An 18,592-nucleotide genomic window follows, 5' to 3' on the forward strand; every position below is an offset into this window, starting at 1 on the left:
TTTGGTAAAGGTATTTAATAGTGAGGGCCAAGCCCCAATTTTGCTAGTGTGTGAACACGCTACTAATTTTATTCCAGCTCGTTTTAAAGACTTGGGTTTGACTCCGACACAATTGCAAAGTCATATTGCTTGGGATCCCGGTGCCATTGAGACGGCTGAAGCGATGGCTAAAATACTTGATGCACCCTTGATCTCAGCCACTGTTTCACGCTTGATTTATGATTGTAACCGGCCGCCTGATTCGGCCACAGCCATGCCTTTGACATCAGAAAACCAGATCATCCCTGGTAACGTTGATCTCTCAGAGACATCAAAACAGCAGCGCGTGACTAACTATTACCGTCCTTTCGAAGCCGCTTTGTCTGAGCGCGTGGTATTAATGGGTATGCCCCTCTTGATCACGGTGCACTCCTTCACGCCTGTGTTTTTAGGCGAGCAGCGGCAAGTAGAAATAGGGGTGTTGCATGATGAAGATAGCCGTTTTGCTGATGCATTTTTACAACAGGCGCTCACTGATAGTTGCTTTAATATTCAGCGGAATCAGCCGTATGCTCCTACCGATGGTGTTACCCATACATTAACACACCATGCCTTACCCCTTGGATTAACTAATGTGATGTTAGAAATTCGTAATGACCTAATAGCATCACCTTTACAACAGCAAGATATGGCAGCTTATCTTGCTAAACACATCGTCTTGGCGTTAGAGAGAATATAAATGTCCAACAAACAGCAGGTTATATCACCCATTGACGGTAGCGTTTATCTTGAACGAAATGATGCTCAACCTAAACAGGTCGACCTTGCCTTAGACCTAGCTCGTCGGGCACAAAAACAATGGCGCCATAGCTCCCTTGCTGAGCGTAAAGCCCTGTGCCGTGCTGCTGTGAAAGCTTTTGTATCAAACAAAGAGACTGTTGCTCTAGAGCTATGCTGGCAAATGGGACGCCCGATTAGGTATGCAGCAGGAGAGGTGAATAGCTTTGCTGAACGAGCAGAGTACATGATTGATCATGCTGATATGGCCTTAGCTCCCTTGCAGCAAGAGGAAAAAGCTGGGTTTATACGCTATATTCGCCGAGAACCAGTGGGCGTGGTCTTAGTCATAGCACCGTGGAACTACCCCTTACATACTCCTATTAACGTCATAGTGCCGGCTTTGTTGGCAGGCAACAGTGTCATTTTAAAACACTCTAGCCAAACGCCCCTGTGTGCCGAGCGAATCTGTCAAGCTTTTGCTCAGGCAGGTCTGCCGGAGGGTGTATTACAATACTTACACATGGACCACCGATCAACGGAAGCGCTGGTGGCATCTGGTCAGGTCAATCACGTGGCCTTTACGGGTTCGGTGGCAGCGGGTCGAAAGATTGAAGTAGCAGCTGCTGGCCAGTTTATAGGTTTGGGCCTAGAATTGGGTGGCAAAGATCCGGCCTATATCCGTGCAGATGCAGATTTGGACTATGCCATTGAATCCACCGTTGATGGAGCCTTTTTTAATTCTGGACAATCATGCTGTGGTTTAGAACGTATTTACGTACACGAGTCAGTTTATGACGCTTATGTATCTGGGTTTGTTGCCTTAACCAAAGCTTTTAATTTGGGCCGTTCCGATGATCAAAATACTACTCTGGGTCCCATGGTGCGCGCATCGGCTGCTGACTTTGTGCGCCAGCAAATTGTTGAAGCCCTTGATCAAGGCGCAGTAGCACATATTAATCCCAAAGCATTTCTTATGGACCAGCCTGGGAGCCCCTATATGGCGCCTCAGGTACTGACTCAGGTTGATCACCGTATGCGGGTGATGACTGAAGAGAGTTTTGGACCTGTGGTTGGTATTATGAAAGTGGCTAACGATGAAGAAGCCATCGGCTTGATGAATGATAGTGATCTAGGTCTTACTGCCGCTATTTTCACTCAAGATATCGACACCGGTATGGCTTTGGGTGACCAAATAGAAACAGGCACGTTTTTTATCAATCGCTGTGATTATCTAGATCCTGCGTTGGCTTGGACTGGGGTCAAAAATACTGGACGAGGCTGCACCCTATCGAGTTTAGGATTTGAAGCCGTGACGCAGCCTAAGTCCTACCATATTAAAATTAAGCTATAGAGTGATTTATGGACACATTTGATTACATTGTTGTCGGTGGTGGTTCAGCGGGTTGTGTGGTGGCTAATCGATTAAGTGCCGACCCAGACGTGAGCGTCTGTTTGATTGAAGCAGGCGGCAATGGCAAAAGTCCTTGGGTGAGTATTCCTGCAGGTATTTTTGGCTTATATGGCAATAAGAAATATGACTATAGCTTTGTCACTGTGCCACAAAAGCATTTGTGCAACAGAGTTATGGATGTTAACCGGGGTAAAGCACTGGGTGGGTCTAGTGCGATTAATAGCATGGTTTACATGCGTGGTAACCGTAATGACTATGATGGCTGGGCTGCCTTAGGTTGTGAAGGCTGGTCTTATGATGAGGTATTACCTGTCTTTAAAAATATGGAGGCCAATCAGATTGGTCAAAGTGCTGAATATCATGGATTTGAGGGCGAGTTAAGCGTGTCTGAACAGCAGGACGCAAATTCTGTGGGCAAAGTGTTTGTCGCGGCGGGTCAAGTTGCGGGGTTACCAGAAAATACAGATTTTAATGGCCCATCGCAATTGGGCTTAGGCATTTATAATGTTAAACAAAACCGTGGTCAAAGGGTGAGTAGTTATACGGCCTTTTTGCAGCCCGTTGAAAACCGCAGTAATCTCACAATAATGACTCATACCCAAGTATTGGAATTAGACATTGTAGACCAAAAAGTATTGGGTCTGACGATTGAAAAGGCGGGTGTGAAGCAGCCGTTGCAGTGCAAAAAAGAAGTCATTCTTTGTGCAGGTACAATTTTGTCACCGCGTATTTTACTGGCTTCAGGCATCGGTAATCGTGACGAACTGGATCAATTAGGTATTGACTGTAAACATCATGTGCCTGGAGTGGGAGAGAACCTTCAGGACCACATCGACAGTATGGTCACCGTTAGGTCAGCTAAAGCTGAGTCTATTGGGGTGTCGCTTAAAACCTTATTGCCTCATGTGCTACCAGCACCCTTAAAATATTTTTTGGGTCGCAAGGGCTGGTGGACCACTAATTATGTTGAGGCGGGTGGTTTTGCCAAAACCAAATTAGCTGAGGCTGATAAAACAGACGCTGATGTTCAGTTTCATTTTACACCACTGTATCGCAGTCACCGAGGTAAGAAGTTTGAATGGGGCCACGGCTATTCGGTATTTACCTGTGTATTGCGTCCCCTTAGTAAGGGTAGTGTTAAATTGGCTAATGATGGGAGTAGGCGCAATGTTGAGATTGATTATAATTTTTTTGCCCACTCACATGACCAACAAACGTTGGTAGAGGGAGTGAAAAAGGCTCGTCAAATACTGGCGTCATCTGAGTTTGACCATTTGCGAGGTGAAGAGATGGCACCTGGAAAGGAGGTTCAAACAGATGCTCAAATTCTTGAGTATCTGCGCCGTACTGCCTCGACTGTCTACCACCCTGTGGGTACCTGTAAAATGGGAACTGATGCCATGGCCGTAGTGCATCCAGGCACCCTAAAAGTGACGGGCATGGATAATTTGCGGGTTATGGATGCGTCTATTATGCCTCGCTTGACCAGTGGGAACACCTCCGCGCCCACCATGATGATTGCTGAGCGCGGTGCCGCTATGGTGTTGGCAGAACAGCAGGGTCAATGAGAGTGATAACTACATGAATGAGCTTCCTTCAAAACCACAAGACGTGGTGATTATTGGTGCTGGCTTTGTAGGTATAGCCACCGCAATGTGGTTACAAAAAAGTGGCCATAAAGTCACGGTAGTGGATCCAGAACCTTTTGCTCAAGGGGCTTATTTTGGTAATGCCTGCACCATAGCAACCTACGCTAATAATCCGGTGGGCACCCCTAGAACCATAAAACAAATCCCCAAGCTGCTATTTAACCCCAACAGTCCTTTAACGATTAATTGGTCTTATTTACCAAAGCTGACTCCTTGGTTGATGCGCTTTGTATGGGCTAGTCGGCCCTCTCAAGTGGAACATATTGGCCAGCAATTAGGTAGGTTGCTGATCCATGCTCAAAGCGCTTTGATGCCACTCATAGAAACGGCGCAAGGTTCTGATTTAGTTAAAAAAAATGGAACTTTATATTTGTATGGTAGTGAGGCTGGTTTGGTTAAAGCCCAGCCAGACATTGCTTTAAGGCGTCGCAATGGGATCGCTGTGACCGAGTTAACTAAGTCTGAGATTAGCGATTTAGAACCCCACTTGAATCCAATCTATAAGCGTGGTTTGTGGTTTGAAAATGCCCAACACCTGCTCAACCCCTTAGATTTGTTAAAACGCATGGGGGCATCAGTGGTGGCTAATGGGGGACAAATTGTCACCAACAAAGCCGTGGGTATTAAGCGCATTAGTATCGATACGCTTAAAGTGCAGTTACAAGACACCAGTATTCAAGGCCAAAAAGTCGTAGTGGCGGCAGGTGCCTGGTCAAAGGGCTTGGCGCAGCAAGTGGGGGATACATTGCCTTTAGATACGGAGCAGGGCTATCACCTGATGTACAAGGGCGCAGAACAATTACTTAATCGGCCTGTGGGTTGGGCTGATGTGGGTTTTTATATGACGCCGATGAACGAAGGCTTGCGGGCAGCGGGCACAGTGGAATTAGCAGGCCTTAACAATGCAGCCAATCCAAAGCGTTTACAGCTCATCGCGAAGACCATGAAAACTCTTTTGCCACAGCTTAAAAGTCACGACAGTGAGTGGACTGGTTTTAGGCCATCTATGCCTGACTCTATGCCTGTTATTAGTCAATCTAGTAAAGACACGGGGGTTTATTACGCTTTCGGTCATGGCCATATAGGGGTGACATTATCAGGTATTACGGGCAAGTTGATTAGTGAAATGATTGATGGGAAAACACCAAGTATGGACATTGCTGCCTTCTCAGCGCAGCGTTTCTAACCCGTATGTTAGGTGTTCAGGTTGGGGTCCTTTATCTGATGACAGGCAATCCTGATATGGTACCCTCTTTGATGACGGCTGGCGCATAGGCTTTGCGACTGAATACGCGCTCTAAAAATGGTTTAAAAAAGGCTAAGGGTTGGCTGTCATAATGTGGATCAAAGCAGTTTTGATCCCAGCGTTCACAAAAATCAACCGCAGTTTGATAATAAGCATGACCATGGTAACGATCACGTTCATTGGGGTTCCAGCCCGCTAAGTGATGGGCGTAGTAGATCATTTGAAAAGCACCATGATGCTCTACAACCCAAGTGACTTCATCACTGACGAAAGGTCGTATTATTTCTGCTGCCATGCGGTCGTGATTCTGTGGGGCCAAACCATCGCCGATATCATGTAATAAGGCAGCCACAACCCAATCATCACTAGCCCCCTCGCGCCAAGCTCTGGTTGCAGATTGCAAACCATGCTCCAAGCGGCTTATGGCATATCCTTCTATGCTTTCGTGACCCTGTCGCTCGAGTTGCTCAAATAATCGATGTGCCGTTTTGGCATTGAACTTATGCTCGAACTCTTGCAATATGGCGTAATCCTCTTGGGTGCCATGTTTCATTTCGGTAAAGCTGACGGTGGCCATGGCCTATACTCCAGATCTTCTATTGATTATCACCTTGAATACGCTTAAGTTTTGTATGCAGAGATTGCTGCCTTAGCCATGCTTTTTTATCAAAATTGCTGAGGGCCGGCTGGTCTGTTTGAAAGTGACCATAGTCATCCACGTCACGCACTAATATAGCAGAATCTTGTTGCTGTTTTAATTGTTTACCACGGGATTAATGTATTGAATATTGAGTCCAATACGACGGTCATCACTGACATTGGGTTTGGAGCAATGCAGGGTCCACCCGTGATGAAAAGAGGCTTGGCCCGCAGTGAGGCTAACCACTACACTTTCGTTGGCGTTTACGCCCTGGACCGTTTGGCCACTTAGCAACACATTATTAGCATCTTCTGTGGTGTGATGCTTTTGTTGCCCATTGATGTGGCTGTTGGGTATCATATGCATGCAACCACTGGCCTCGCTAGCTTCAGATAACGCCAACCAAACACTGACCTGAGCGTCAGAATCTAAGCCCCAATAAGTCAGGTCTTGATGCCAACTGACGTGGCTTTCAGTATGGGCTTCTTTGATGATATAGGTGGTGTTGTAAAGCAATATATTTGGCCCTATCAACTGTTCAATAACATCAAGTAGCTGAGGTAAGGTTGCCAGTTGAAAGGGTGAGTTCATGGCCGTGTGAATTTTGAATTGGTAGTGCATTGGACCACGCTCGGCTTCAACGGCTTCCAAAATGGAGCGATGGGCCAAGGCCTCCTTTGGATTAATAATGGGCACCGCCGTTAAAAAACCTTGTGCATCATAAAGTGACTTTAAACAATCTTTCACGGTCAAACTCCATTGCCATTAATGTAGGATACTGCCATTTTTCCAAATAGCTGACAAGAGTAGCTAGTCAGGGTAGTTGATAAGGGTAGTTGATAAGGGTAGGACATAGGAGCACCTATAGACGAAGTGACAGGGCTCAATAACCACCCACACTAGTTAAGGTGGGAGATGCTGTGCAGAAACTTTGATGGTCTGTATGACGCATAGTGCTGCGCCAAATGCTGGTGGGCATGTGCCAACTACTCTGACGCTTTAATCAGTGTTAAGGTAGAGGACGGGTTCATTTTACTAAGGAACTTTTGCGCATGACCAGCTTGTATCAAGACTTGCTTCGAGAAATTGGCATTTTGCAATTAGAATTGCAAACTGCTGGGCTATGGAGTGATCTGGCTCCTTCTGAGGATGCCTTAATGAGTAGCGAGCCTTTTTGTTGTGACTTGATGGGTTTTGCCGAATGGTTGCAGTGGATTTTTATTCCAAGGCTGACTTATTTGATAGAAACAGAGGGTCAGTTGCCTCGTAAAAGTAGTATTTATCCTATGGCACAAGAGGCATTTGTGCATTTAGAAGACAATATTAAAGGTCTGATGGGTAGCATTAAACGACTAGACACTATACTCACTGAATAAACCTTAAAAAGGTGCTCCACTCAATGCTGTATGGAATTGCCTCTCACTGAATAACGCTGACCTATCCAACCACCAATGACCAAAGCAGGTAAAAAAACTAAAGCTTCAATTGGGTTTATAACGGCGTTAATAATGCCTGGTCCAGGACAATATCCACTCAGCCCCCAGCCAATACCAAATAAACTTGCGCCTATGATTAAGCGTCTGTCGATGCTAGTTTTAAGGCTTATGTAAAATTGATCAGCAAATATGGGTGTTTTACGTTTCATGATAAAGCGTGATGTGCCTAAAGTGACCATCACAGCGCCACCCATAACGAAGGCTAAACTGGGGTCCCAATGACCAAACGGGTCAAGGAAATTTTGTACCTTTACTGGATTGGCCATTTCTGAGATGACTAGACCCGCACCAAAAATGAGACCTGACGTTAGAGCGATAATTAAACGTTGCATTTGAAATCCTTGGCTATCCAATAAAGTTGCGCAAAATAGTGACGGTCAAGATGCCGCTAATCATAAAAGCGACTGTCGCAGCAATTGAACGGACAGACAACATGCCGATGCCACAGACCCCGTGACCACTGGTGCAACCATTACCGATACGCGTACCTATGCCGACGGCCAAGCCTGAAGCGATAAGCAAAACTGGCGAATACCCCTGTCGCAATTCAAACTCAACAGGCAGCATGAAATAGGCTCCCCCAACGAGGCCAGCCATAAAACACAAGCGCCAATTGCGTTCATTGCCACTTAGTGGGTTATATAATAAGTTGTATAAGATACCGCTTATGCCTGCAGTGCGGCCATTAAATGCTAACAATAGTACAGCACTAAAACCTATCAAAATGCCCCCAAAAAGCGCTTGTGAAGGAAATGTTTCTAGCATAGCTAACCTATTATATTAGAAGTTTCTAATTCAATTATACTCTTAAAAAACAACTTTTGTCAATTACTAATGCTCTAAATGAAAATAGGTGTCTTAAAAAATATGGCTTTGTTGGTGAATTACAGTGCTCTCAGTATCAACAAATGACTCAGATCATGTTATGTTTAGTATTATCAACTTGATGCTAATAAACTGGATGTCCTGCAGATGGCAAGAAATGAAGATATGGGTGATTTACCTAGCTTAAGACCTGATTCGGATGAAATTAAAGGGGCTGGGAAACAATCATTTTCAGACAATAAAGGGGCCAATGCCTATGCTCACGTTGATGAAGGTACATTGAGGCGCGGCAGTAGAGATAGCAGCAGGCCAATAGCAGCACCTCGGCCAATGCAAACAGGTTCACCCCAAGTTGCAGCCAACAGTAATGGGCTTTTGTGGTTTTTAATGTTGATCATGGTGGTGGGTCTCTCAGGCGGTGGATATTGGTCCTATAATAAATTAACTGATGTGGACCTTTTGCTAACCGTATCAAGAGGTGAACTCGAGCACGCTCGAAAACGTATTGGTGAATTAGAAGCTTTAGTCGTGGCGACGGATGTTAACTCAAATAAGTCAGGGACTGTGATTCAAACGCAGGTAAGACTGATTGATAATAGAGCGAAAGAGCGTAATAAATTTATAGATACAGAAATAGATAAGCTGTGGGGTGTTACCTACCGTACTAATCGTCCAGCCATAGAAGAAAATCAAAAAGCCATAGATAACAATACCACCACAGTGAAACAGCATCAAGAAAGCCTTAAAACACAAACTGAGCGTGCACAATTGCAACAATCATCTATTACCAAGCAACAAGCTCAAGTGGAAAAAATCAGTCAAGCTAGTCAACTCGCAGCGCAAGTTCTAGAGGATCAGCTATCTCAAGTAAAATCGTTACAAGAAAAGATAGCAAAGGTATTGAGTCAGGTGGCAGTGCAAGAAAACACCTTGGCAGACCAGAATAAAACAGTCCTTGGTCAAGCTCAAATTTTTGATCAACATGCCCAAGATATTGCTGATCTAAAAACCTCAGTGCAAACCGTTTCTCAACTAGTTGGGGGTTCGTCTGTAGGAGAAGACATTGATGTACTCGCCAAGAGCCTAGTTGAACTTGAGAATAAGGCCAAGTTGCTTGACGATATGGAACAAAACACCAATCAATTGGATGATCGCGTTTTTGTGGTCGAGGCGTCCATTGGTTCTGTTGATGCTTTTCGAAGAGATACTAATCAAAAATTGGATCAATTAGAGAAGCAAATTCGTAAATTATCCTACAGCGAGTAGATCAACCGGATTAACTGGATCAACTGGATCAACTGGATCAACTTAAGGGACTAAGTATGCAAAATTTATCCCATCCGAAAATTCAATTGGGCCATTGGCCCACCCCTCTTGAGCCTTTGCTGCGCATTAATGAGATGCATAAAGGACCCGAGTTGTGGGTCAAGCGAGATGATTGCTCAGGGCTTGCCTTTGGTGGTAATAAAACCCGTAAATTAGAATACTTGTTAGGGGACGCTCAGCTAAAAGGAGCGACTACACTGCTCACTGCTGGAGGCTTGCAATCTAACCATGCTCGGCAAACGGCTGCCGCTGCTGCTCGAGTGGGTCTGGGTTGTGAGTTATTTCTGGAACATGTAGTGGGAGTATCAGAGAAGGATTATAACCACTCTGGTAATCTGCTACTGGATCAATTGCTTGGAGCACGACTGCATCGTTTGCCAGCAGGGCAAGATTTGGATGCAGCCATGGCTTTGCGTGCTCAAACTCTGGATGCTTTGGGTCAAGTGCCTTATGTGATGCCTGTAGGTGGCAGTAATGTGATCGGTTCAATGGGCTATGTTGAATGTGGTTTAGAATTGACCCAACAAATACAACGACAACAACTCAGCTTTGATGCCATTGTTTTAGCCACGGGCAGCGCTGGAACTCAAGCGGGTTTATTGGCAGGTTTGGCGTTGGCTGGAATTGATATACCCGTATTAGGAATAACCGTAAGCCGGGCTAGTAGTGAGCAATGTGAAAAAGTGCTGACCTTGCTGCACCAAGTCCAAGAGTCACTGCAGCAACCTAAGTTAAATGCAGATCATGTTATTTGTTTCGACCAATATTATGGTTCAGGTTATGGTGACCCAACGCCAGCTATGATCGAGGCTGTGCGCCTTGCGGCAAGCTTAGAGGGATTGTTGTTAGATCCTGTTTATTCTGGCAAAGCCTTTGCGGGCTTGCTTGATTTAGTTCGTCATGGCTATTTTGATACCTCAGAGCGTATTCTGTTTCTTCATACAGGTGGTGCGCCGGGGTTATTTGCCTACAGCGAATGTTTAAGTGAACACTAACGAGATGACCGCCTCGTTCAAGTGATTAGTTGAGTTGGGTTTTCAAGGTCTTTGGTCCTGCGCTTAAAGGTTTCAATAATAATGCTCTCAAGGGCTGCTGTGGCTGGCATCTGTTGATGATGGCGGGATTTCATGAGTGCAATCTGACGTTGAACTGGGGGTTCTTCAATTAACCTAAAAGCCAGTTCATGGCTACTTCTAGGAAAAGCTAACCAGGGCAAGGTTGTGATGCCTGCTCCCCCTTCCAGCATGGCAACTAGAGAGGTCATGTTAGTGACTTGCATGGCTGCGAATAAAAACCCCTGCGCTGGAGTCTTATCAACCAATGGGGTTGTGCCATTACGAATTAGCTTCTCTTGGCTGAGTTGGTCCCAGTTAATTCGACTGCCTTTTTGCATCCAAGGGTGGCTTTTTCTGGCCACAATCCCCACTCGGTCAGCACACAAGTGGGTATGATGTAGGTCTGGTTCAGTTTGCCAAATACTACTGATGGCTAAATCAATCCTTCGGTCGAGTACCTTGTCTCTCAAATTGTCACCGTTGTCATCCTGTACTTGCAAATGCACTTGTGGATGCTGGACTAAAAAAGCCCGAATAATATGAGCTAAAACTGTTTTAGCGATCGAGGGTAAAACGCCTAGCCTTATGCTGCCAGACTGCCCTTGGGCCATGCTCATACCATTATGTAAGGTGGTTTCATAAAGCTGATAAAGTGCCTTAGCCTCAGGTAAAAAAGCGGCACCAAAGGCGCTAAGTTCCCCATGACGCTCAGGATCAAACAGACATGCACCTAATAATTGCTCTAATTGTTTAATGGCTAAACTAACCGCAGGCTGAGATCTGTAAAGCACAGTTGCAGCCTTGCGAAAATTTTTACAGTGGGCTACCGTAAGAAACGTATTAATTTGTGCTATTTTTATATCAGGTAGCATGAAAATCCTCGCCATTGATGTGGTGGAGTATGAAGTTAAATTCTACTATAGTAAAACTTATCAAATAAAGCATTCTATTAATTATAATTATCGGGCCTGAAAGCTTAAACTAGGGTCATCGAAAACAATACTATGCCAAGTATGGCAACACGGGAGTCAAAATGAGCCAAGTCCAAATGAACTACATCGCTGGCGAGTGGGTAGAAGGTGAATCAACAGTTAATAATATTAACCCTTCAAATCACAGTGAACTAGTGGGTGAATTTGCTCAAGCGTCAGCGGCTCAAGTTGATCAGGCTATAAACGCTGCTCGTCAGGCACAGTTAGTTTGGCAGGCTACTGGCTTAGAAGCTAAGCAGCGTGTGCTGCAGGCGATTGGTGACGAAATGATTGCTCGTTGTGACGAGCTTGGTGAAGCTCTTTCCCGTGAAGAAGGCAAGCCACGTGCAGAAGGCCGGGGTGAAGTTTATCGGGCGGGTCAGTTCTTTCAGTATTATGCGGCAGAAGTTTTAAGACAGATGGGTGATACTGCAGACTCGGTGCGTCCTGGTGTGGAAATTGAAGTTCGACGTGAGCCCATGGGAGTTGTGACGGTCATCAGCCCTTGGAATTTCCCCACTGCCACTGCTTCTTGGAAAATTGCACCAGCCTTAGCTTTTGGTAACGCAGTCATCTGGAAACCAGCAAACCTCACCCCTGCCAGTGCAGTTCTACTGACTGAAATAATAGCGAAGCAAGATATTCCTGCAGGACTATTTAATCTAGTCATGGGCGCGGGTGCTAGCGTGGGTGAAAAACTCATTAATTCAGTCGGCATTGATGCTATTTCATTCACAGGCTCTTTGGCTGTGGGTAAACGAGTCGCTTTAGCCGCGGCTGGCAATCTCACCAAATTCCAACTCGAAATGGGTAGTAAAAATGCCTTGGTAGTTTTGGATGATGCAGACTTAGATAATGCTGCAGATTGTGCGGTTAATGGTGCCTTTGGTGGTTCAGGTCAGAAGTGCACAGCGTCTTCTCGTTTAATTGTGACTGCAGGGGTGCATGATGCGTTTGTTGTTAAAGTGCAAGAACGTATGGCCAAGCTCAAGGTTGGTGGGGCGTTAGAAGAAGGGGTCACTATTGGCCCAGCAGTAAATGCTAAACAACATGCACAAAATAAAGAATATTTTAAGTTAGCCCAAGACGAAGGCGCTCATCTGGCTTGTGGTGGTGAATTTGATGATAGTAAGGGTTACTTTATGACACCAGCATTATTTACTAATACTACTAATGCAATGCGTATTAACCGAGATGAGGCTTTTGCACCTCTGGCCTGTGTTATTAAAGTGGCAGACTATGATGAAGCTTTGGCTACTTTAAACGATACGCAGTATGGTCTGACCGGTGGCATTTGTACAACTTCGCTAAAGTATGCGACACACTTTAAACGTCATGCTAAAACGGGCTGTGTGATGGTTAATTTGCCTACCGCTGGCACTGATTATCATGTGCCATTTGGTGGCCGGAAAAATTCTAGCTTTGGTTCACGTGAGCAAGGTAAGTATGCAGAAGAGTTCTACACTGAAGTTAAAACAACGTACATGAAGGCTTAATTAGATGGATGACATTTAAACAACTTTGAAAGTTGACATGGGACTAAGGTACAGTTTTGGGGACTAGACGATGAGCAAAATGATGATGATTGATGGCTTGCAATACAGTCATTGGAGCCGCCGAGTATTTGAACAGATGCGCGAGGGTGGTTTGAGTGCGGTCCATGTGACCATTGCCTATCATGAATTAAGCCGAGAGACATTGCAGAATATTGGCCAATGGAATCGCTTGTTTGAAATCCACAGTGATTTAATTATGCCTGTGCATACGGCGACAGATATTGAACTTGCCCATAGTCTAAATAAAGTGGGCATTATCTTTGGTTTTCAGAACTGTTCGCCTATTGAGGATGACATTGACTTAGTGGCGATTTTTCACCAGTTAGGTGTGCGCATTATGCAATTGACTTATAACAATCAAAGCCTCTTGGGAGCCGGATGTTATGAGTCCACAGATGCTGGCATCTCTCGTTTTGGAAATGTAGTTATCGAAGAAATGAATCGGGTAGGAATGGTAATTGACATGTCCCATAGTGCTGAAGAAAGCACTCTGCAAGCCATTGAACTATCTCAGCGTCCTATTGTTATTAGCCACGCTAATCCCACTTTTTTTGAACCAGCTAAGCGCAATAAATCAAACAAGGTCTTATCTGCTCTGTCTGAAAGTGAAGGTTTACTGGGCTTCAGCATGTACCCCTTTCATCTTAAAAATGGCCCTAAATGTACCTTGGATGAGTTTTGCACTATGGTTGCCCAGACGGTTGATCTTATGGGTATTGACCGAGTTGGTATGGGTAGCGACTTATGTTTAGATCAGCCCATTGCTGTTTTAGAGTGGATGCGCAATGGCCGTTGGACTAAGCAAATGGATTATGGAGAAGGTTCTGCTAGCAATGCGGCTTGGCCTGATGCACTATCTTGGTTTGAAACCAGTGTCGACTTCCCTAATATAGTTGTGGGCTTGCGTGATAAAGGTTTCAACGAATTAGAAATAGAAAAAATTATGGGCCGTAACTGGCTTGATTTCTGTGCCGCAGGGTTTGGGCCAAAATAGAGAGTTATTATCGTTGCTAAAATGAAGCCTGGATATTTCCCTGTTTCAGCAGCCACAACACCATTTGTTTTGAGGTATGAATATGAGTCAAATTATCTTGCGTCCCGCATCACAAGCCATGGACTTAGAGCGTTTAGGTGCTGGTTTTTCTAGTCGTTTAAGTTTTATGCGCACTCTAGTTAGACATATGGTGCAAGATCAATGGGCCATTAGTTATAGTCAGTTTAAATTAGATGATCTGGGTTATGGCCATGCAGTATTTGATATTAAAATGCCTCACAGTCAGTTGAGTTTGGTCGTATTTTCTCAATACCTAGCACCCGAAGAACGTAACGATCGTGTGATTGCAGAAAAATGGGATCTGACCATGACCTTGGTGGAAGGTGAGATGGATGATGCATGGCTTGAGCGTTTGTCAAAAAATGTACCGTTACAAGAAGCAGGGCGCATAGACTCCAGAAGCTTATGCTTATCCCGTGGTAACCGAAGTGCGCGGATCTTTGATTCTTTGTTAGAACAACTGCGCAGTGGAGTGCAACCTGACCCTAAAAAGTTAGCTGAGGTGGGTTACTTATACCGCACCACTGCCGTTTATGGCTCGGGTAAGTTTGGTGCTTGTGATTGGGATAAAATAGCGCGTCACCATCCAGACTTAGCACGGCCTTTTTCTGCTGAAATGTTAGTGTGTTATTTATTGCGTCAATTTAGTTTGGACCAATTACACCATATGGTACATCAGCCTGATTACCCTAATGCTGTTGACCTCGATATGGATTTGCAGCGTTATCTTGGCATCGGAAATTCTACGGGCCTTGGCATGGCACCTTATTTGATAAACCACCCTTTATTAATGAGTCAGTGGATAGGTCAACGGGAACAGGCTTACGCTGAAGTCTTAGCAGAGCCAGTCGAACAGGCACAGCTTACAAGACTTAAACTGGTGCTTGAGCAAGCCATGCAGCACGTTAGAGAGGTGAGCACCTTCGATGCATGGCAGAGTAAGAATAATGTGCAGTTGCTAATTGATGCCCAAGAATTGAGTGATTGGCTATCCAGTGAAGATCAAAAGGTCAATGATTGGCGTCAATTACATGAATGGGCCCAGCAGCATTACAGCTTAGAAACCCAAGAGTTATTAGTGAGCTTGTTACTGGAACTATACCCAGACATAGTGAATCCAAAAGAGGATCAGTTGGCCATCAATGAAAGCCTGACTTATGATCCAACCCAATCTGCCCAGAACTTAGCTGACAGTATCCAGGAAAGTTACGACTGGGTATTTGATTATGACTTTACTGAGGCTGATGAAAATCAAACCTTTTGGTATTATTCACAAGAGAAAATGGAGCCAAGGCTAGGTAAAACTGACATCGATGATGGTGCTGAGGTGCAAATGTTTTTAGGCATCGCCAAGGCTGTGCAGGCTTGCCACAATGATTTGCTTACCATTATGCAACAATCTCATGATGTCAGTGTGGCTGAGTTTTTATTACAAAAACCAATTCATCTTGGTATTGTCAATCGAATTGCGACTATGGCACAGACTCAGTATGGAGAAATTAGAGCCAATCTTTTGCATAAAGATGTATTGCCTATGCACTTATTACGATGCAAATTAGCCTTTTTTGGGGTCAGTAAATTTGATCCAAAGTCGGCCCTCTGGGTTCGTAACACTATGTTCCAAGGGGCGCCCGTTGTGGGTGATTTAAAACATGAATTTAATGATGATTGGTACTTTCCTGTGGCGCCCATTATAGGCGGTAAGCACCAACCTAATGCCTGAGTTGATGCAAATATCAGCCAATGAGCTTAAGTTTTTGGTCAAGCGCAGTGCAGAAGGTTTAGGTTTTTCTCCAGGCGATCAGTTGTCGGCTGGTATTAAAGCAGCGGTTGCTTTTCAGCTAGGATTAGCCAATAGCCATTTGTTAGTTAAAGGCTTAGATGCTCTCAACAGCGCCATTAGAGCACCTTTGCTGTTGGCCTCTAATGATCAAGAATTAATGTTTGATGCACAAGGACAATCTGCCCTTGTGCAGGTGGAATTGGCATTAGGTTTGGCCCTTGCTAAGGCGGTACCTCGTTTGCACATAAAGCACCTTGTTGCAGCGGCTTTTGCAGTGCCTTGTTTAATGAACTGGTTAGCTCAACCTTTGAATCAGGCATCAGCACAACAATGTTATGCACTCTATTTTACCCACCATAGTGGTGCACAGCGATGCGTGCTTATTGCAGCGGATGGTCAACTATTAGGTTTGTATCAGCCGTTGCAGACCATCGTAGAAATGGATGAGTTGTTATTGTGTATGGGCCAAGCCGACATTGAAGGAGTGTTAATTACCGATGGTGCCGACTTACTTGGGTGGCGAGAGCGTTGTCTAGACCAAGGTGTCTACCTTGAAGTCACTTTAATTAGTCGTTTAAAACATATGATGCAGGCCTCGCTAGTACCAGAAACTGAAGCCTCACGCGCAGGCGCAGGGCCTGGTTAACTTGCCTGGTTAGCCCTGTGTTTGTCCCATAAGTGCGCCAATGGCTTGGATGAGGGCAGGGCTTCGCTCATGAGCGCGAAATGCCTCTAACACCCGTATACGTGCGTTAGGACGGAACATTAGCTCCTGTACTAAGGCATTGAATATTGCCTGATCTGCCGCACATTGGTGCACGAACAAACCCATGAGGTCGCTGGTCAATAAATCTTCGCTGCATTTACTGGCGATAATCGCCAGTAGTTCAACTCCCACAGTGGTTTCTTTAGCCATTATTTGCTGCAGCCATTGTTGGCGCGATGCTGCGTCAGTTGACTGGCTAATGGCGCGCAGGCAGGCCACTTTTTCACCTTCATCAATACTGGTTTTGCCACGCAAGATAAATGCCTTGGCAAGCGTGTGGTTGAGCCTTTGATTTTCCAACTGAGCAGCGATAGTGTTAAGCACTGTCGTTGGCATTTGACTTATTAGTTGATGCCAGTCGGGTTGTTGCTCCAAGCGCAAAGCAAAATCAGCAAACCCCTGTAAACCTAATTCTTGCCAGCTTTGGTGTGGTTTAGTACCACTCATATAATGACACACGGCAGGATAAAACTGAGAAGCGTTTTGCTCTAGGGTAAGGCTAGCTTGGGCATGAAAGGCAGCCATGCGGGCTGGGTCTGGAGTAAAAGCAAGGTTGCTATGTTTGAGCTGCTCAGCCCAATCAGCAGCCACCTGTTGGTCTAACATTTTGGTACCCATAGTTTCTAACAATTGATTAAGGAATTCATCGCGTGCAGCTTGAATTAAAAGGCCGCGCTCATCTAAGGGTAATTTAAGAAACCAAATCGTAGGACTTGAAGCCCCAAGCTCAGACGTTTGTGTTGACCATAATAGAATACCTACCCAGGCATGCCGCAGCCATGGTGATGAGTAGGGTTTTTGCCCTTCTTCAAAAGCCTTAAAATCTGCTGTAGAAAGTTTACTCAGGCGACAGCCCATATCGTAAATGCGGTAGTGGCCCTGCAAGTGCTGCAGAAGGTCGCTTAAAGTATCCATGGGTTGCATTTGGTCTGCTCACAGGCCTAGGTTAAGATAGGCTTTATTATATCAAGTTTTGCCCAGAGAGGTGTGACAAGTGGTCCCAAAAAGCTGGTGGGTGTACATGGTGCAAACCCGGGGTGGGCGACTGTATACTGGCATCACCACCGATACCAAAAGACGTTTCAAAGAACATTGTGATGGCGGTAAGCTAGGGGCACGATTTTTCCGCACGGACCCAGCGCATGCCATGGTGTTTGTTGAAGCTCAGCCAGACCGGTCTGCTGCAAGTAGACGTGAATCTGTGATGAAAAAATTAACGCGCCAGCAAAAGTTGGAGTTAGTGGAGTCGTATTCGGTGGATATAATAGAAACAATAAAGGCAACTGAATGAAACCATTACACTTTGGGGGCAGTGGGTTTGAGTACTTTAAAATTTGGATCGTTAATATACTACTAATCATCATTACTCTTGGGGTCTACTATCCATGGGCAAAGGTGCGCAATCAACGTTATTTTTATGCAAACACAACTTTAGAAGGTCGTAATTTTGAATACCATGCTACAGGCAAGCAATTATTGATGGGTTACATCATTGCCATGGTCTTTTTAATTGTGGTTTCCATTGTTCAAAACATATCCCCCATTGGCGCTTTGGGTGCATTTTTGAGTTTATCTATAATTATTCCTTGGGTTGTTTGGCGCAGCCTTGCTTTTTCTATGCGCATGAGCAGTTTTAGTAATGTGCGCTTTAGTTTTGTAGGTGACTTAAAAGGCGCTTACATCAATTTTATGTTGCTACCTGGGTTATTACTTTTATGCATTTATGGTGGACCAAGTTTGGTATTGCTCTGGTTAATCACTTTGCCAACTTCGATTGGCATGGAAGAAGGGCTGTTAATACTAACATTTGCCTTAGTTTTAATCGTCTTAATTCTCTACCTTTTTGCGTTCTTAAAAAATAAAAACACTTGCTATATGGTGAACGGTTATCGATTTGGTCAAGGCCAGTTTAGTACCCTACTAGAAACTCAAGAATTTGCCAAAATACTGCTAAAAACTTTAGGTTTAGCTGTATTAATTTTGATGAGTATAGCTATTTTCACAGTCTTTTTGATGGTTCTAGCGGGGGGGGGTTTCTAGCCTATTAAACATATT

19 protein-coding genes are annotated in these 18,592 nt (G+C 44.8%); 13 read left to right on the forward strand and 6 right to left on the reverse strand.

All coding sequences use genetic code 11. From position 1 onward, the window contains the following. Position 1: 1 nt before the first annotated feature. From ABXT59_RS04825 to ABXT59_RS04840, 4 genes are read left to right on the forward strand one after another with little or no spacing between them, the layout of a single operon-like run. Complete coding sequence (locus ABXT59_RS04825) at positions 2-718, forward strand: N-formylglutamate amidohydrolase (RefSeq protein ID WP_443638072.1); 717 nt, start codon at positions 2-4, stop codon at positions 716-718. Then, positions 719-2,110: an aldehyde dehydrogenase family protein gene (locus ABXT59_RS04830; protein ID WP_443638073.1), complete on the forward strand. Its 1,392-nt coding sequence runs from the start codon at positions 719-721 to the stop codon at positions 2,108-2,110. Between the two features lie 8 nt (positions 2,111-2,118). Further along, a complete protein-coding gene (locus ABXT59_RS04835; protein ID WP_443638074.1) occupies positions 2,119-3,738 on the forward strand; it encodes a GMC family oxidoreductase in 1,620 nt (539 codons plus the stop codon). 13 nt (positions 3,739-3,751) lie between these two features. After that, positions 3,752-5,005: an NAD(P)/FAD-dependent oxidoreductase gene (locus ABXT59_RS04840; protein ID WP_443638075.1), complete on the forward strand. Its 1,254-nt coding sequence runs from the start codon at positions 3,752-3,754 to the stop codon at positions 5,003-5,005. 31 nt (positions 5,006-5,036) lie between these two features. Here ABXT59_RS04840 and ABXT59_RS04845 read toward each other — a convergent pair whose 3' ends face one another. Together ABXT59_RS04845 and ABXT59_RS04850 are read right to left on the reverse strand one after the other, a co-directional pair. Continuing rightward, positions 5,037-5,642 (reverse strand): HD domain-containing protein, encoded by a 606-nt coding sequence (locus tag ABXT59_RS04845; protein WP_443638076.1) that lies wholly within the window; start codon positions 5,640-5,642, stop codon positions 5,037-5,039. A gap of 177 nt (positions 5,643-5,819) precedes the next feature. Next, complete coding sequence (locus ABXT59_RS04850) at positions 5,820-6,452, reverse strand: phytanoyl-CoA dioxygenase family protein (RefSeq protein WP_443638077.1); 633 nt, start codon at positions 6,450-6,452, stop codon at positions 5,820-5,822. A 305-nt stretch (positions 6,453-6,757) separates the two neighbouring features. Here ABXT59_RS04850 and ABXT59_RS04855 point away from each other — a divergent pair, with 305 nt between their 5' ends. After that, positions 6,758-7,081, forward strand: a complete 324-nt coding sequence (locus ABXT59_RS04855; protein ID WP_443638078.1) for a YqcC family protein — start codon at positions 6,758-6,760, stop codon at positions 7,079-7,081. A 20-nt stretch (positions 7,082-7,101) separates the two neighbouring features. Here the strand turns inward: ABXT59_RS04855 and ABXT59_RS04860 are convergent, their stop codons facing one another. Together ABXT59_RS04860 and ABXT59_RS04865 are read right to left on the reverse strand one after the other, a co-directional pair. Further along, positions 7,102-7,533 (reverse strand): DUF6691 family protein, encoded by a 432-nt coding sequence (locus ABXT59_RS04860; protein WP_443638079.1) that lies wholly within the window; start codon positions 7,531-7,533, stop codon positions 7,102-7,104. Positions 7,534-7,546: 13 nt separating this feature from the next. Continuing rightward, on the reverse strand, positions 7,547-7,966 hold the full coding sequence (locus ABXT59_RS04865) for a YeeE/YedE family protein (RefSeq protein ID WP_443638080.1): 420 nt from the start codon (positions 7,964-7,966) through the stop codon (positions 7,547-7,549). Between the two features lie 207 nt (positions 7,967-8,173). Between ABXT59_RS04865 and ABXT59_RS04870 the strand changes: the two genes are divergently transcribed. Beyond that, entirely contained in the window at positions 8,174-9,292 is a 1,119-nt protein-coding gene (locus ABXT59_RS04870; RefSeq protein ID WP_443638081.1) for a hypothetical protein, read from the forward strand. Positions 9,293-9,348: 56 nt separating this feature from the next. Next, positions 9,349-10,347, forward strand: a complete 999-nt coding sequence (locus ABXT59_RS04875) for a D-cysteine desulfhydrase (RefSeq protein WP_443638082.1) — start codon at positions 9,349-9,351, stop codon at positions 10,345-10,347. A 17-nt stretch (positions 10,348-10,364) separates the two neighbouring features. On the opposite strand, the gene ABXT59_RS04880 is transcribed toward ABXT59_RS04875, so the two are convergent. Further along, a complete protein-coding gene (locus ABXT59_RS04880) occupies positions 10,365-11,279 on the reverse strand; it encodes a LysR family transcriptional regulator (RefSeq protein ID WP_443638083.1) in 915 nt (304 codons plus the stop codon). A 161-nt stretch (positions 11,280-11,440) separates the two neighbouring features. On the opposite strand from ABXT59_RS04880, the gene ABXT59_RS04885 reads away from it, so the two are divergent. From ABXT59_RS04885 to ABXT59_RS04900, 4 genes are all read left to right on the forward strand, one after another. Further along, positions 11,441-12,874, forward strand: a complete 1,434-nt coding sequence (locus ABXT59_RS04885) for an aldehyde dehydrogenase family protein (protein ID WP_443638084.1) — start codon at positions 11,441-11,443, stop codon at positions 12,872-12,874. A gap of 70 nt (positions 12,875-12,944) precedes the next feature. Continuing rightward, positions 12,945-13,928, forward strand: coding sequence for a membrane dipeptidase (locus ABXT59_RS04890; protein ID WP_443638085.1), 984 nt, complete (start codon positions 12,945-12,947; stop codon positions 13,926-13,928). Between the two features lie 82 nt (positions 13,929-14,010). Then, positions 14,011-15,711, forward strand: coding sequence for a hypothetical protein (locus ABXT59_RS04895; RefSeq protein WP_443638086.1), 1,701 nt, complete (start codon positions 14,011-14,013; stop codon positions 15,709-15,711). Further along, the gene (locus ABXT59_RS04900; RefSeq protein WP_443638087.1) at positions 15,704-16,417 is read left to right on the forward strand and encodes a hypothetical protein; all 714 of its coding nucleotides are present in this window, start codon (positions 15,704-15,706) and stop codon (positions 16,415-16,417) included. The genes ABXT59_RS04895 and ABXT59_RS04900 overlap by 8 nt, the downstream gene beginning before the upstream one ends. A 9-nt stretch (positions 16,418-16,426) precedes the next feature. Here the strand turns inward: ABXT59_RS04900 and ABXT59_RS04905 are convergent, their stop codons facing one another. After that, positions 16,427-17,461, reverse strand: a complete 1,035-nt coding sequence (locus tag ABXT59_RS04905) for a DUF3549 family protein (RefSeq protein WP_443638088.1) — start codon at positions 17,459-17,461, stop codon at positions 16,427-16,429. Between the two features lie 97 nt (positions 17,462-17,558). On the opposite strand from ABXT59_RS04905, the gene ABXT59_RS04910 reads away from it, so the two are divergent. Further along, positions 17,559-17,828: a GIY-YIG nuclease family protein gene (locus ABXT59_RS04910; protein WP_443638089.1), complete on the forward strand. Its 270-nt coding sequence runs from the start codon at positions 17,559-17,561 to the stop codon at positions 17,826-17,828. Continuing rightward, a complete protein-coding gene (locus tag ABXT59_RS04915; protein WP_443638090.1) occupies positions 17,825-18,577 on the forward strand; it encodes a DUF898 family protein in 753 nt (250 codons plus the stop codon). Before ABXT59_RS04910 ends, ABXT59_RS04915 begins: the two co-directional genes overlap by 4 nt. The last annotated feature ends 15 nt before the right edge of the window (positions 18,578-18,592 follow it).

Source organism: Candidatus Njordibacter sp. Uisw_058 (assembly GCF_047730065.1).
Taxonomy (GTDB): Bacteria; Pseudomonadota; Gammaproteobacteria; order Pseudomonadales; family Balneatricaceae; genus Njordibacter.